16 protein-coding genes are annotated in these 14,779 nt (G+C 71.9%); 15 read left to right on the top strand and 1 reads right to left on the bottom strand.

From position 1 onward, the window contains the following. Window positions 1–237: 237 nt before the first annotated feature. From ACFYW9_RS07965 to ACFYW9_RS07930, 8 genes are all read left to right on the top strand, one after another. On the top strand, window positions 238–1,320 hold the full coding sequence (locus ACFYW9_RS07965; RefSeq protein ID WP_389146204.1) for a hydrogenase expression protein HypE: 1,083 nt from the start codon (window positions 238–240) through the stop codon (window positions 1,318–1,320). Between the two features lie 50 nt (window positions 1,321–1,370). Continuing rightward, on the top strand, window positions 1,371–3,152 hold the full coding sequence (locus ACFYW9_RS07960; RefSeq protein WP_389146201.1) for a nickel-dependent hydrogenase large subunit: 1,782 nt from the start codon (window positions 1,371–1,373) through the stop codon (window positions 3,150–3,152). Between the two features lie 73 nt (window positions 3,153–3,225). Continuing rightward, window positions 3,226–4,137 (top strand): NifU family protein, encoded by a 912-nt coding sequence (locus ACFYW9_RS07955; protein ID WP_389146198.1) that lies wholly within the window; start codon window positions 3,226–3,228, stop codon window positions 4,135–4,137. Further along, window positions 4,134–4,763, top strand: a complete 630-nt coding sequence (locus ACFYW9_RS07950) for a DUF5947 family protein (protein WP_389146195.1) — start codon at window positions 4,134–4,136, stop codon at window positions 4,761–4,763. The genes ACFYW9_RS07955 and ACFYW9_RS07950 overlap by 4 nt, the downstream gene beginning before the upstream one ends. Then, entirely contained in the window at window positions 4,760–5,401 is a 642-nt protein-coding gene (locus ACFYW9_RS07945) for a DUF6084 family protein (RefSeq protein WP_351865686.1), read from the top strand. The genes ACFYW9_RS07950 and ACFYW9_RS07945 overlap by 4 nt, the downstream gene beginning before the upstream one ends. Window position 5,402: 1 nt before the next feature. Next, window positions 5,403–6,842 (top strand): hypothetical protein, encoded by a 1,440-nt coding sequence (locus ACFYW9_RS07940; protein ID WP_389146192.1) that lies wholly within the window; start codon window positions 5,403–5,405, stop codon window positions 6,840–6,842. Beyond that, window positions 6,839–7,399 (top strand): hydrogenase maturation protease, encoded by a 561-nt coding sequence (locus ACFYW9_RS07935; protein WP_389146189.1) that lies wholly within the window; start codon window positions 6,839–6,841, stop codon window positions 7,397–7,399. Before ACFYW9_RS07940 ends, ACFYW9_RS07935 begins: the two co-directional genes overlap by 4 nt. Window positions 7,400–7,404: 5 nt before the next feature. Then, the gene (locus tag ACFYW9_RS07930; protein ID WP_389146186.1) at window positions 7,405–7,521 is read left to right on the top strand and encodes a DUF6893 family small protein; all 117 of its coding nucleotides are present in this window, start codon (window positions 7,405–7,407) and stop codon (window positions 7,519–7,521) included. Here the strand turns inward: ACFYW9_RS07930 and ACFYW9_RS07925 are convergent. Next, complete coding sequence (locus ACFYW9_RS07925) at window positions 7,497–7,934, bottom strand: helix-turn-helix transcriptional regulator (protein ID WP_389146183.1); 438 nt, start codon at window positions 7,932–7,934, stop codon at window positions 7,497–7,499. The two genes, ACFYW9_RS07930 and ACFYW9_RS07925, sit on opposite strands and share 25 nt — an antisense overlap. A gap of 88 nt (window positions 7,935–8,022) precedes the next feature. On the opposite strand from ACFYW9_RS07925, the gene ACFYW9_RS07920 reads away from it, so the two are divergent. From ACFYW9_RS07920 to ACFYW9_RS07890, 7 genes are all read left to right on the top strand, one after another. After that, entirely contained in the window at window positions 8,023–8,502 is a 480-nt protein-coding gene (locus ACFYW9_RS07920; RefSeq protein ID WP_351865695.1) for a hydrogenase maturation nickel metallochaperone HypA, read from the top strand. Next, on the top strand, window positions 8,486–9,307 hold the full coding sequence (gene hypB / locus ACFYW9_RS07915; RefSeq protein WP_389146179.1) for a hydrogenase nickel incorporation protein HypB: 822 nt from the start codon (window positions 8,486–8,488) through the stop codon (window positions 9,305–9,307). The genes ACFYW9_RS07920 and hypB overlap by 17 nt, the downstream gene beginning before the upstream one ends. Beyond that, window positions 9,304–11,664 carry a carbamoyltransferase HypF gene (gene hypF / locus ACFYW9_RS07910; protein ID WP_389146176.1) on the top strand — a complete coding sequence of 787 codons (2,361 nt, stop codon included), beginning with the start codon at window positions 9,304–9,306 and terminating at the stop codon, window positions 11,662–11,664. The genes hypB and hypF overlap by 4 nt, the downstream gene beginning before the upstream one ends. A 37-nt stretch (window positions 11,665–11,701) precedes the next feature. Then, the gene (locus tag ACFYW9_RS07905) at window positions 11,702–12,040 is read left to right on the top strand and encodes a HypC/HybG/HupF family hydrogenase formation chaperone (RefSeq protein ID WP_389146173.1); all 339 of its coding nucleotides are present in this window, start codon (window positions 11,702–11,704) and stop codon (window positions 12,038–12,040) included. Further along, window positions 12,037–13,155: a hydrogenase formation protein HypD gene (gene hypD, locus ACFYW9_RS07900; RefSeq protein WP_389146170.1), complete on the top strand. Its 1,119-nt coding sequence runs from the start codon at window positions 12,037–12,039 to the stop codon at window positions 13,153–13,155. The genes ACFYW9_RS07905 and hypD overlap by 4 nt, the downstream gene beginning before the upstream one ends. Window positions 13,156–13,228: 73 nt before the next feature. Beyond that, window positions 13,229–14,218: a hydrogenase expression/formation protein HypE gene (gene hypE / locus ACFYW9_RS07895; protein ID WP_351866087.1), complete on the top strand. Its 990-nt coding sequence runs from the start codon at window positions 13,229–13,231 to the stop codon at window positions 14,216–14,218. Window positions 14,219–14,412: 194 nt separating this feature from the next. After that, window positions 14,413–14,769 carry a DUF779 domain-containing protein gene (locus ACFYW9_RS07890; RefSeq protein WP_389146167.1) on the top strand — a complete coding sequence of 119 codons (357 nt, stop codon included), beginning with the start codon at window positions 14,413–14,415 and terminating at the stop codon, window positions 14,767–14,769. Window positions 14,770–14,779 lie beyond the last annotated feature (10 nt).

The raw sequence follows: 14,779 nt of genomic DNA, 5'->3' as shown, positions 1-14,779 counted from the left end.
GATGTGTGTATCGAGTGATCCACTGGCACCTCGGGCCCAAGGCGTCACGCACGCTACAAGATTGTTAACAAAATACCCAGCAATTTTGCGAACATTTCGCGCCATCCAGCGGCCGCGACACGGGTGCGGGGTGGCGATAGGGCCCGTTCGCACTTACCGCCGGCGCTCCCGGGCGGTCACCATGGGAGAGGCTGTTTGGCCAGCTATGACCTGAATGAGCTGACTCCAGGAGGGCTCATGGACGCCCCGACCGCGACGACGGCGGGCCCGGCCGCGCAGGACGACGCGCAGGAGGACCCGACCGTCCACATTCTCTGGATCAACGCCGGGCTGAGCTGCGACGGGGATTCGGTCTCGCTGACCGCCGCGACCCAGCCGAGCATCGAGGAACTGGCGCTCGGTGCCCTGCCGGGGCTGCCCAAGGTGGCGGTGCACTGGCCCCTGATCGACTTCGAGTGCGGGCCCGTGGAGGGCGCCGACAATTTCGTGGAATGGTTCTTCAAGGCCGACCGGGGCGAGCTGGAGCCCTTCGTGCTGGTCGTCGAGGGGTCCATTCCGAACGAGCGGGTCAAGCCCGAGGGCTACTGGTGCGGCTTCGGGGACGATCCGGAGACGGGTCAGCCCATCACGACCAGTGAGTGGCTGGACCGGCTCACCCCCAAGGCGCTCGCCGTCGTCGCCATCGGTACCTGTGCGACGTACGGCGGTATCCACGCGATGGCGGGCAACCCGACCGGCGCCATGGGAGTGCCGGACTATCTGGGCTGGGAGTGGAAGTCCAAGGCGGGCATCCCGATCGTCTGCATCCCGGGCTGCCCCGTGCACCCGGACAACGCCTCCGAGACCCTGCTCTACCTGCTGTACCAGGCGGCGGGCGCGGCGCCCATGATCCCGCTGGACGAGGAGCTGCGGCCCACCTGGCTGTTCGGCGCCACGGTCCACGAGGGCTGCGACCGCGCCGGCTACTACGAGCAGGGGCAGTTCGCGAGCGAGTACGGATCACCGGAGTGCCTGGTCAAGCTCGGCTGCTGGGGCCCGGTGGTCAAGTGCAACGTGCCCAAGCGCGGCTGGATCAACGGCGTGGGCGGCTGCCCGAACGTCGGCGGGATCTGCATCGCCTGCACCATGCCGGGCTTCCCCGACAAGTTCATGCCGTTCATGGACGAGCCGCCGGGCGGGCACGTGTCCGCGACGGCGAGCGGGATCTACGGATCCGTCATCCGGCGACTGCGGAGCATCACCGCGAAGACCGTCGACAAGGAACCGAAGTGGCGCGGCAGGAGCGAGGAGCTCACGACCGGCTACAAGGCCCCGTGGTGACCACGGTTACCCGCTGAGCAGGACACTCGACAGGAAGGTGGCGCGGCACCATGGCGACGGCGACGAGCAAGCCGGCCGGTGACGGCCTCACGGAGATGTCGTGGGACCCGATCACCCGCATCGTGGGCAGTCTCGGCATCCACACCAAGATCGACTTCAAGACGAAGCGGGTCGCGGAGTGCTACAGCACCTCGTCCGTCTTCCGCGGGTACAGCGTGTTCATGCGCGGCAAGGACCCGCGCGACGCGCACTTCATCACCAGCAGGATCTGCGGAATCTGCGGCGACAACCACGCCACGTGCTCGGTCTACGCCCAGAACATGGCGTACGGCGTGGCACCCCCGCACCTCGGCGAGTGGATCATCAACCTCGGCGAGGCCGCGGAGTACATGTTCGACCACAACATCTTCCAGGAGAACCTGGTCGGTGTGGACTACTGCGAGCGGATGGTCCGCGAGACCAACCCGGGCGTCCTCGAACAGGCCGAGCGCACCGAGGCCCCGCACGCGGCCGACCACGGTTACCGCACCATCGCCGACATCATGCGCTCGCTCAACCCGCTGGAGGGCGAGTTCTACCGTGAGGCGCTCCAGGTGAGCCGCTACACCCGGGAGATGTTCTGTCTGATGGAGGGCCGCCATGTGCACCCCTCCACGCTCTACCCGGGCGGGGTCGGCACGGTCGCGACCATCCAGCTCTTCACCGACTACCTGACCCGGCTCACCCGCTACGTGGAGTTCATGAAGCGGGTCGTCCCGCTCCACGACGACCTCTTCGACTTCTTCTACGAGGCGCTGCCCGGCTACGAGGAAGTGGGCAGGCGCCGGGTGCTGCTGGGGTGCTGGGGCGCGCTGAACGACCCGGAGTACTGCGACTTCCAGTACGCCAACATGGAGAACTGGGGCCGGCGGATGTTCGTCACCCCCGGTGTCATCGTGGACGGCAAGCTGATCACCAACAGCCTCGTCGACATCAACCTCGGCATCCGCATCCTGCTCGGCAGCTCGTACTACGAGGACTGGTCGGGCATGGAGAAGTTCGTCGAGCAGGACCCGCTCGGGAACCCGGTCGACGAACGGCACCCGTGGAACCAGCACACCATCCCGGCCCCGCAGAAGCGGGACTTCGACGACAAGTACAGCTGGGTCATGTCGCCGCGCTGGTTCGACGGCACCGATCATCTGGCCCTGGACACCGGAGGCGGCCCGATCGCCCGGCTGTGGTCCACGGCCCTGTCCGGACTCGTCGACATCGGCTACGTCAAGGCCACCGGGCACAGCGTGCAGATCAACCTGCCGCGCACGATGACCAAGCCGGAGATGGCGCTGGAGTGGAAGATCCCGCAGTGGAGCAACGCCCTCGAACGCAACCGGGCCCGCACCTACTTCCAGGCCTACGCCGCCGCGGCCGCCCTCCACTTCGCCGAGCAGGCGATGGAGGAGGTACGCGCCGGACGCACCCAGACCTGGGAGAAGTTCGACGTGCCGGACGAGTCGATCGGCTGCGGCTTCACCGAGGCGGTCCGGGGTGTGCTCTCCCACCACATGGTGATCAGGGACGGCAAGATCGCCAACTACCACCCGTACCCGCCGACCCCGTGGAACGGCAGCGTGCGCGACTCCTACGGCACACCGGGCCCGTACGAGGACGCGGTGCAGAACACCCCCATCTTCGAGGAGAACCCGCCCGAGAACTTCAAGGGCATCGACATCATGCGGGCCGTCCGCAGCTTCGACCCGTGTCTGCCGTGCGGCGTGCACATGTACGTCGGCGGCGGGAAGACCGTCGAGCAGACGCACATGCCGACGGGGCTGAGCGGACTGGCCGGCTGACCTTCCCGGGATCCGACGTTCATCGCGACCGACCTTCCTCGCGATCGACCTTCCTCAGGAGAGGGGCCTGCCGATGGCCGGACAGGAGACGGGTGAGCGGATAGGCGCACTGCTCGACGAGCTGGCGCGGCAGGCGGGACCGGAGGCGCGCGACGTCGCGGACGAACTGGTGCGCTGCCTCATGGAGTTCTACGGCGAGGGCCTGGCCCGGACCGTACGCCTGCTGCGCTCCGCCCCGAAGGGCGCGGATCCCCTCGCCGTCCTCACCGCCGACGAACTGGTCAGCGATCTGCTGATCCTGCACGACCTGCACCCCGAGGACACCGCGACCCGGGTGGGCCGGGCCCTGGACAAGGTCCGCCCCTACCTCGGCTCGCACGCGGGCGACGTCGAGGTGGCCGGGCTCGACATGGAGGCCGCCGACGGCCCGACGCTGCGCCTCAGGCTGCGCGGCAGCTGCGACGGCTGTCCGTCCTCCACCCAGACCGTGCGCTGGACCATCGAGGAGGCGGTCGCCCGGATCGCCCCCGAGGTCGCGCACATCGAGGTCGAGGGCATGGCCGCCGAGAGCCCGCAGCCCGCACTGCTCCAGATCCTGCCGCACCGCCCGGACGACGCTCCGGGCGAGGCGGTGCCGTCCGGGGAACCGGGCGAGGCGGCGCGCTGGTACGAACTCGGCCCGCGCTCGCTGCCGGTGGGCGACGGCGCCACCGGGGTCACCGAGGTCGCGGGCCGCGCCCTGCTGCTGGTCCGTCTGCCCGGCCAGTTGTACGCCTACCGCGACCGCTGCCCCCTGTGCGCCGCGGGCCTCGCGCCCGCGGTCCTGGACGGCGAACTGCTGGTCTGCGCGGACTGCGGCGCCGCGTTCGACGTCCGCCGGGCCGGCCGTGGGGACCGGGGCCACCTGGATCCCGTACCGCTGCTGGAGGAGAACGGGTCGGTGCGGGTGGCACTGCCCGGCGAGCTGCTGGGGGCGGGGCCATGACCGCCGACGTCCTCAGGCAGTTCACCCGAAGGCCGCCGCCCGAGGGCGAGCGCTGCGACCTGTGCGGGGAGCCGCTGCCCGCCGAGCACCGGCATCTCGTCGACACCTCCCGGCGGTCCCTCAAGTGCTCCTGCCCGCCCTGCCACCTGCTCTTCACCCGGCCGGGCGCGGGACAGGGCCGCTTCCGGGCGGTCCCGGACCGGTATCTCGCCGATCCCGGGTTCGTCCTGGAGGAGGCCGACTGGAACCGGCTCCAGATCCCCGTCGCGCTCGCCTTCTTCTTCCGCAACTCCGAGCTCGGCCGGCTCGCGGCCTTCTATCCGAGCCCGGCGGGCGCCACCGAGAGCGAACTCGACCCGGCGACCTGGGACTCGGTGCTCGGCCGCAGCCGGCTGGCGGAGCTGCTGGAACCCGACGTGGAGGCGCTGCTGCTGCACCGCGGCCGGGACGGCTCGGTGACCTGCACGCTCGTCCCGGTCGACGTCTGCTACGAACTGGTCGGCCGGATGCGGCTGCACTGGAAGGGCTTCGACGGCGGTGCCGAGGCACGCGCGGACATCGCGGAGTTCCTGGAACGGATCACGGCGGCCGCCCGGCCGCCGGAGAACTCCGGGGGCGCCCCGTGACCGATCTCCGGTTCACCTGCACCGGCGTACGCCCCGAACCGTACGGAGCCGGGCCCACGCTGCTGTTCGGGCTGCGTATCGAGGAGGCGGACCACCGGCCGGTCCACGCCCTTGCGCTGCGCTGCCAGATCCGTATCGAGCCCGCCGGACGTTCGTACGAGCCGGAGGAGGTCGGCATGCTGGGCGACCTGTTCGGCGAGCCGAGCCGCTGGAACAGCACGCTCAAGCCGCTGCAGTTCGCCCACACCTCCATCACGGTCCCGGGGTTCACCGGTTCGACGGAGGTCGACCTCCCGGTGCCCTGCACCTACGACACCGAGGTCGCGTCCGCCTCGTACTTCCGGGCGCTGTCCCGCGGCGAGGTCCCGCTGCTCCTGCTCTTCTCCGGCACGGTGTTCACCGGCCACGACGGCTTCCGGGCCGAGCCCGTGCCCTGGCACAAGGAGACGTCGTACCGGATGCCGGTGGACGTGTGGCGGAACATGATCGAGGAGTACTTCCCCAACTCGGGCTGGCTGCGCGTCCGGCTGGACGTCCTGGACGAGCTGCGCCGCTACCGGTCCGCGCACGCCCTGCCGTCCTGGGAGCGGGTCTTCGACGAACTCCTCGCCACCGCCGACGCGAAGGGGGCCGACTGAGATGAGCAATCCCCTGGAGGACCGCTTCGAGCAGGCCCGCACGGTGGCGGACGCCGTCCTGTTCGAGGGATACGTCCTCTACCCCTACCGGGCCTCCGCCGCGAAGAACCAGCTCCGCTGGCAGTTCGGCGTCCTGGTGCCGCCCGCCTGGACCGCCACCACGGGGGAACACTCCGTCCAGCGCACCGAGTGTCTGCTGGAGCCCCGCAAGGGCGACCGCCTCCACGCCGAACTGCGCTTCCTGCACGTCCGGCGGCGCACGGTCGAACGGCTCGACGCCGACGGCGGATACACGGAGGTTCCGGAACTCGACCTTCCCGACCGGGTGTTGGTGCCCTGGGACGAAGGGCACGAGGAACGCGTCCTGATCCATGAGTCGCTCGAAGAACTGACGGGCGATCAGGCGACGCTCCACGCCGTACGGTTCGACCTCCCCGACGCCGTCGAGTACGAGCCGGTGACCGACGCCGAGGGCCGGACGCTGGGCCGGCTCGTGCGGCGCAGACTGCGACTGACCGGCGAACTACGTCCGCGCGTCGAGGAGTTGCCGGGGCCCTACCGGGTGCTGCGGCTCACGGTGAGTGTGCACAACACCACCGTCGTCCCGGAGGACGCCGACGCCGACCGCGAGACCGCCCTCGCCCACAGCCTGATCGGAACCCATCTGCTGTTCGGCGTCCCCGGGGGACGGTTCCTGTCGCTGACGGACCCGCCGGAGTGGGCCCGCCCGGCCGCCGCGAGCTGCCGGAACGACCGCACCTGGCCCGTGCTCGCGGGCCCGCCCGGCACCGACGACGTCATGCTGTCCTCGCCGATCATCCTGGAGGACCATCCCGCCGTCGCCGAGGAGAGCCCGGGGCTCCTCTACGACGCCACCGAGATCGACGAGATCCTCTCGCTGCGCACGGCCGCGCTCACCGACCGGGAGAAGCGGGAGGCCCGCGGCACGGACGCCCGGGCCGCCGGGGTCATCGACCTGGTCGACGACATGCCGGAAGCGGTCCGCGAGCGGCTGCACGGGGCGATCCGGGGGCTGCGCGAGATCACCGGCGAGGACGGCGCCGACGAGCCGCTCCCCGCCGCCCCCGACACCGGCCTGAGTCTGCCCCGGGGCCCGGGGCATCCCTGGTGGGACCCGGCACAGGACGCCGGGGCCGCCGAGGTGCCCGCCGCCGTCGTCATCGACGGCGAGACGGTACGGGCCGGCAGCAGGGTCAGGCTCACCCCCGGCGCCCGGCGCTCCGACGCCCAGGACTCCTTCCTCCACGGCCGGCACGCCACGGTCGAGGCCGTGGTCGGTGACCTCGACGGCGAGACGCACCTCGCCGTCGTCGTGGACGACGACCCCGGCACCGACGTACGCCGGGCCCAGGGACGCTTCCTCTACTTCAAGCCCGACGAGGTGGCACCGCTGAACGAGCGGGAGGAGGAGACGACATGACCGGACCCGTCCGCACCGGCGCGTCCCGTCCGGCCGAGGAACGCGGGACCGGCCGGATTCTCGTCGCCGGGGTCGGCAACGTGTTCCTCCAGGACGACGGGTTCGGGGTGGAGACCGTACGACGGCTCGCCGCCCGCACGCCCGAACTGCCGCCCGGCGTCGAGCTGATGGACGCAGGCATCCGCGGGGTGCACCTCGCCTACCGGCTGCTGGAGGGCTACCGGACGCTCGTGCTGGTGGACCTCGTCAGCCGCGAAGGCCCGCCGGGCACGCTCTACACGATCGACGTCGGCCCCGGACCCCCCACGGCACGGTCCGCACCGGGCCCGCTGGACACGCACGCCATGGACCCGGCCAGTGTGCTGGCCCTGCTGCACGATCTGCACGCCGGCGCGGGCGGCACCCTCCCCGAGGAGGTGTACGTCGTCGGCTGCGAACCCCGCGACACCGGCGAGGGAATGGGCCTGACTCCCCCGGTGGCCGGTGCCGTGGACGCCGCCGCCGACCTGGTGCTCGACCTGGTACGCCGCGCTCCCTCCGTGGCCCGGAGGAGCTGACACCGATGGAGGCAAGGATGGAATGGCAATGGGTTGGCCTGGCCGCGGGCCTCGTACTGGCCTACGGAGTCGCGAGGAACCTGTCGGACATGCGCCGCTACTTGCGCATGCGGCGCATGTGATCCGGTGGACGCCCGTGATCCGGTGGACGCCCGCCGGCGCGTGGACTCCCGCCGTCGCGCCCCGCGCGGCCGCCGACGTCCTCGAGCTGCACGTACCGCTCCAGGAAGAGATGCAGGGCGCCGTGGAGTTCACCCAGGCGCACGAACCACAGGGCGAGGTTCATGGCGCCCTGCTGGGTGATCGCGTAGACACGGCGCGCGGGACCGCTCTCCGAGGCGCGCCAGTGCGAGGTGACCTCACCGCTGCTCTCCATGCCCCGCAGCAGCCGGTAGACATGCGCCTGATCCGCGTCGCCGCAGCCGAAAGCGCCCAGGCGCTGCACCAGTTCATAGCCATGACCTTGGCGTTCGGCCAGCAACAGGAGCAGCACCGGGGTGAGCAGAGCGCGTCGCTCGACCTCTTGCCCGGTCATCGTGCTCTCAGGGTAACCAGCCATGCGCGGGCCTCACATCCGGGCGCGACGGCGCCGGGCGACGGGCCGGCGGCGGGAGGTGAGGGCCGTGCATGAGCTGTCGATCGCCGTGGCGGTCGTCGAACAGGTCGAGGAGGCCGTGCGGGAACAGGGCCGCGCGGTCGCGTCGCTGACCCTTCGGATCGGCGAGCTGGCGGGGGTGGTGCCCGAGGCGCTGGACTTCTCGTTCGGGCTGGCCACGGAGGGCACCGCGCTGGCGGGGTCACGCCTGCTGATCGAGACTGTCGAGGCACGGGGCCGCTGCGAGGGCTGCGGCCGCGAGGTGCCGACCGGGATGCCCCCGGTGCTGTGGTGCGCCGGGTGCGGGACGCCGCTGACCCTGCTCAGCGGCCGGGAGCTGGAGATCGTCCGGGTGACGCTGGCCGACGAACCCCTGGCCGCGCCGGGGACCGTGGACGCGAGGGGTGACGGACCCCCGGGCGGGAAGGGCGCGGACGACGGGCCGCGGCCCGCGCCGTCCGGGCTGCCGCTACGCGACGAGGAGGCGAGCCATGTGCCGCACCGTTGACCTGCATCAGGCCGTGCTCGCCAAGAACGACGAGAACGCGCTCGCGCTGAGGGGCTATCTGGGTGACCGCGGCACGGTGGCGGTGAACCTGCTGTCCAGTCCGGGCAGCGGCAAGACGGCCCTGCTCGAACAACTGCTCGCACGCGCCGTGGCGGGCGGCACCCCGGCCGCCGCCGTCACCGCCGACCTGGCGACCGAGAACGACGCGACCCGGCTGGCCCGCTCCGGCGCGCCGGTGCGGCAGATCCTCACCGACGGACTGTGCCATCTGGAGGCGGGCATGCTCCAGCGGCGGCTGGAGGGCTGGCTGCCCGAGGGCACCCGGCTGCTGTTCGTCGAGAACGTCGGCAATCTCGTCTGTCCGGCCTCCTACGACCTCGGGGAGACCCTGCGCATCGCGCTCGCCTCGGTGACCGAGGGCGAGGACAAGCCGGTCAAGTACCCGACCGCCTTCGGGCTCGCGCACCTGGTCGTGGTCACCAAGACCGACATCGCGGACGCCGTCGGCTTCGACCGGGAGGCGTTCCTGGGAGGTGTCCGGCAGGTCAACCCCGGGGTGCCGGTCCTGGAGACCTCGGCCCGCACCGGCCAGGGGGTCGACGCCCTGCTCGCGCACGTCCTGCGCTGCGCGGCCGGCGAGGAGGCGCACGTACCGGTCCTGGCCCGGCAGCACGAGCGCTACCTGCACAGCCACGGGAACGGCCACGAACACCCGGATGCCGACGTCCACCCGCACCCCGGCGCTCGACAGGCCGGGGCCGGGCCGGGCGGGGAGCAGGAGCGGGCGCGGGGGCGGGAGCGGTGAAGCGGGCCCCGGGGCGCGAGCGCCGGCACATCACCGTCACGGGCGTCGTCCAGGGAGTGGGGTTCCGGCCCTTCGTCTACACCCTCGCGCAGGAACTCGGGCTGACCGGCTGGGTCACCAACAACGCGCGGGGCGTCGAGGCCGAGGTGGAGGGTCCGGCCGCCGGCGTGGCCGAGTTCTGCGCGCGGATCGGGACGCGTCCGCCGCCGCTCGCGGTCGTCGAGTCGGTCGAGCACCGGACCGTGCCCCTGGAGAACGACGGCTCGGTGTTCACCATCCGCCCCTCCTCCGGCGGGCCGGGCCGCACCCTGGTCTCCCCGGACACCGCGACCTGCGACGACTGTCTGCGCGAGCTCGCGGACCCCGCCGACCGGCGGTACCGGCACCCGTTCATCACCTGCACGCACTGCGGTCCGCGGTTCACGATCGTGACCTCGCTGCCGTACGACCGGGACAGCACCACCATGGCGGGCTTCCCGATGTGCGCGGACTGCGCCCGTGAGTACGCGGACCCGGCCGACCGGCGCTTCCACGCCCAGCCGATCGCCTGCCCGGCGTGCGGTCCCCGGCTCACGCTGCGCACGGGGGCGGACGACCCGGGCGAGCTGAGCGACGGCGAGGCGCTCGCGGAGGCCCGTCGCCTGCTGGCCGAGGGCGCCGTGGTCGCGGTCAAGGGGATCGGCGGCTACCACCTGGCGTGCGACGCGGGCGATCCCGCGGCCGTGCGCACCCTGCGCAAGCGCAAGAACCGCGGCGGCAAGCCCTTCGCGGTACTGGCGGATTCGCCGGAGACCGTCGAACGGCTGGCCCATGCCGGTCCGGCGGAGCGGGAGCTGCTGCTCGGGCCGCGCAAGCCGGTGGTCCTGCTGCGGCGGCGGGCGGGGGCGGGCGAGGAGATCGCGGCGGGGGTCGCGCCGGGCAGCCCCGACCTCGGCTTCATGCTCCCGTACACGCCGGTGCACCGGCTGCTGCTCGGTCTGCCCGGTGATCCGCCGGGTCCCGCCGTCCTCGTCATGACCAGCGGGAACCGCTCGGGCGAGCCCATCGTCACCGACGACGCCGAGGCGCTGACCCGGCTGGCGGGGCTCGCCGACGCCTGGCTCGCCCACGACCGGCCGATCCACGTGCCCTGCGACGACTCGGTGGTCCGGGTGTGCGCGGGAGCCGAGCTGCCGGTGCGCCGGTCGCGCGGCTACGCCCCCTTCCCGATCGCGCTGCCGGTGCCGGTGGTCCCGGCGCTGGCCGTGGGCGGCGACCTGAAGAACACCTTCTGCGCCGGGGACGGCCGCTACGCCTGGCTGTCCGCGCACGTCGGGGACATGGACGACCTGGCCACCCTGAACGCCTTCGAGCGGGCCACCGGCCATCTGACGGACCTCACCGCCGTCGCGCCGCGCCTGCTCGTCGCCGACCGGCATCCCGGCTACCGCGCCACCCTGTGGGCACGGCGCACCGCCGAGGCCCGCGGCCTGCCCCTGCGCCAGGTGCAGCACCACCACGCCCATGTCGCCTCGGCGATGGCCGAGCACGGTCTGGACGGTTCGGAGCCGGTGATCGGCGTCGCCTTCGACGGGACCGGTTACGGCGACGACGGGGCCGTGTGGGGCGGTGAGGTGCTGCTCGCCGACTACGACGGATACCGGCGGTTCGCCCATCTGGGCTATGTCCCGCTGCCGGGGGGTGACGCGGCCGTACGCAACCCCTACCGGATGGCGCTGTCGCACCTGCGGGCCGCGGGACTGCCCTGGCGGGACGAGCTGCCGTGCGCGGCGGCGGCCACCCCGGAGGAACGGCGGCTGCTGGAACGGCAGCTGGAACGGGGGTTCAACTGCGTTCCCACGTCCAGCATGGGACGCCTCTTCGACGCGGTGTCCTCCCTCGCGGGCGTCTGCCACCGGGTGGAGTACGAGGCGCAGGCGGCCATGGAACTGGAGAACGCGGCCCTGGCGGACCTGGCGGGGCCGCTCGCCGACGACGAGCGGAACGACGCGTACCGGTTCATGCTGAGAGCGGTCCGTCAGGACCCCGGGGCGCCGCTGATCGCCGACCCGGCACCGGTCCTGGCCGCCGCCGTGGCGGACATCGGGGCCGGCGTCACGGCCGGGCCGGTGGCCCGCCGGTTCCATCGGGCCGTGACCGGCCTGGTCCTGGAGGTGTGCACGGTGGCACGAGAGAGGACCGGCATCGGCACGGTCGCCCTCAGCGGCGGGGTGTTCTGCAACGCCCTGCTCACCGAGGGCTGCGGCGCCGTCCTGGAACGGGACGGCTTCACCGTGCTGAGGCACCACAGGGTTCCCCCCAACGACGGCGGTCTGGCCCTCGGCCAGCTGGTCGTCGCCGCCCGGTCGCGGCACTAGCGCGACCGGGAGCGCACGAGCGAGGCAGGAGCGAGTCATGTGTCTGGCCGTACCCGGCCGAGTGCTGGAGATCGAGGAACGCGACGCCACACGGATGGCCAAGGTGGACTTCGGCGGTGTCGTCAAGAACGTGTGTCTGGAGTACGTGCCGGACATGAAGGTCGGTGACTACGCCATCGTCCACGTGGGATTCGCGCTGCAGCGACTGGACGAGGAGTCGGCGAAGCAGACCCTGGAGCTCTTCGAGAACCTCGGAGTGCTGGAGGAGGAGTTCGGCGACGCCTGGGGCAAGGCCGCCCGGGACGCGGGTACCGAGCGCCCCGCCGGAACCGGGCTCCCGCCCGTGGACGGCTTCGAGAAGGAGGCCCGGTCATGAAGTACCTGGACGAGTTCAGCGACCCTGTCCTTGCCAAGCGGCTCTTCGACGACATCAGGGCGAACACCACCCGGCCCTGGTCCCTCATGGAGGTCTGCGGCGGCCAGACGCACTCGATCATCCGCCACGGCATCGACCAGCTCCTGCCCGAGGAGATCCAGTTGATCCACGGGCCGGGCTGCCCGGTCTGCGTGACCCCGCTGGAGATCATCGACAAGGCGCTGGAGATCGCCTCCCGCCCGGACGTGATCTTCTGCTCCTTCGGCGACATGCTGCGCGTGCCCGGCAGCGGGCGCGACCTGTTCAAGGTCAAGAGCGAGGGCGCGGACGTACGCGTCGTGTACTCGCCGCTGGACGCGCTGAAGATCGCGCAGGAGAACCCCGACCGGCAGGTCGTGTTCTTCGGCATCGGCTTCGAGACCACGGCCCCGCCCAACGCGATGACCGTCTACCAGGCCAAGAAGCTGGGCATCCCCAACTTCAGCCTGCTGGTCTCGCACGTCAAGGTGCCCCCGGCCATCGACGCGATCATGAACTCGCCCGACTGCCGGGTGCAGGCGTTCCTCGCCGCCGGGCACGTCTGCACGGTGATGGGCATGGCCGAGTATCCCGAACTCGCCGAGCGGCACCGGGTGCCGATCGTCGTGACGGGCTTCGAGCCGCTCGACATCCTGGAGGGCATCCGCCGTGCGGTACGCCAGCTGGAGGCCGGACAGCACACCGTGGAGAACGCCTACCCGCGCGCGGTGCAGCCCGAGGGGAGCCCCGCGGCCCGCGCCATGCTCTCCGACGTCTTCGAGGTGACCGACCGGGCCTGGCGCGGGATCGGCGTGATCCCGGGGAGCGGCTGGCGGCTGTCGCCCAAGTACCGCGAGTTCGACGCCGAGCACCGCTTCTCGGTGACCGGTATCGAGACCCAGGAGTCGACCGTCTGCCGCAGCGGCGAGGTGCTCCAGGGCCTCATCAAGCCGCACGAGTGCGCCGCGTTCGGCAAGGAGTGCACCCCGCGCAACCCGCTGGGCGCGACGATGGTCTCCAGCGAGGGCGCGTGCGCCGCCTACTACCTCTACCGGCGTCTCGGGACCCCGGACAAGGAGGCGAGCTCCGTTGGCTGACTCCGCACACGCTCCGGTCGACTTCTCCTCCTGGACCTGCCCGGCGCCGCTGCGCGACCACGACAGGATCGTGATGGGGCACGGTGGCGGCGGCACGCTCTCCGCCGAACTGGTGGAGCACCTGTTCGCGCCCGCCTTCGGCAGTGACGTGCTCGCCGAGCTCGGCGACTCCGCCCATCTGCTGCTGGGCGGCGCCCGGCTCGCCTTCTCCACCGACTCCTTCGTCGTACGCCCGCTGTTCTTCCCCGGCGGCAGCATCGGGGACCTCGCCGTCAACGGCACGGTCAACGACCTGGCCATGGCGGGGGCCGTACCGGCCTACCTCTCCTGCGGGTTCATCCTGGAGGAGGGCGTCGAGCTCTCCGTCGTGGGGCGGGTGGCCGAGGCGCTGGGCGAGGCGGCCCGGACCGCCGGGGTGGTGGTCGCGACCGGTGACACCAAGGTCGTCGACGCGGGCCACGGCGACGGCATCTTCATCAACACCGCCGGGATCGGCCTGATCCCGGACGGCGTCGACATCCGCCCGCAGCGCGCGGCCCCCGGTGACGTGGTGCTGGTCAGCGGACCGATCGGCGTGCACGGGGTGGCGATCATGAGCGTGCGGGAGGGGCTCGAGTTCGGCGTCGAGATCCAGAGCGACACCGCGTCGCTGGCCGGTCTGGTCGCGGACATGCTGGCGGTCTGTCCCGACCTGCATGTGCTGCGCGATCCGACCCGCGGCGGCCTGGCCACCTCGCTGAACGAGATCGCCGCGGCGGCGCGGGTCGGCATCACGCTGGACGAGCGGTCCCTGCCCGTCCCGGAGACGGTCGCCAACGCCTGCGCCTTCCTCGGTCTGGACCCGCTGTACGTGGCCAACGAGGGCAAGCTGGTGGCGTTCGTGGCGGCCGAGCACGCCGACGCCGTGCTCGCGGCGATGCGCGCCCACCCGCTGGGCAAGGAGTCCGTGGCGATCGGCCACTGCGTTCCCGACCATCCCGGCATGGTGGTCGCGGCCACCGGCCTGGGCGGCACCCGGGTGGTGGACATGCCGCTCGGCGAGCAGCTTCCGCGCATCTGCTGACCCACCGCGCCCACGGCTGACACCTCGTCGGCCGGCACGAACGCTCCCGAGGCCGGCCCTCGGTGACGACCCGCGTCACGCGGGCGTCACCGAGGGCCGGCCCTTTTCCGTGCCCGGGGCGTGTGCAACCCTCTCGCAACGTCCGGTCTGGTCGGCTGGTCCGCGACAGCCGTGAGACCCGAGGGGGAGAGCCGATGGACGTCGTCCCGCGCGTGGAGCTGACGCCTGTGGCCGCCGAACTGCTGCGGCGACTGCGCGGCCGGCACGGACCGCTGATGTTCCATCAGTCGGGCGGCTGCTGCGACGGCAGCGCGCCCATGTGCTTTCCGGAGGGCGAGTTCCGCACCGGCGGTTCCGACGTGCTGCTGGCCGAGCTGGAGGTCGAGGGCGTCGAGGAGCCGGTGACGTTCTGGATCTCGAAGAGCCAGTACGCGCTGTGGAGCCACACGCGTCTGATCGTCGACGTCGTGCCGGGCCGGGGCAGCGGCTTCTCCCTCGAAGCACCCGAAGGAGTGCGTTTTCTGATCCGTTCCCGCGTGGTCGGCGCCTAGCCACCGGCAC

The organism is Streptomyces sp. NPDC002698 (assembly GCF_042888945.1).
Taxonomy (GTDB): Bacteria; Actinomycetota; Actinomycetes; order Streptomycetales; family Streptomycetaceae; genus Streptomyces.
This window is presented reverse-complemented; position numbering and strand designations above follow the sequence as displayed.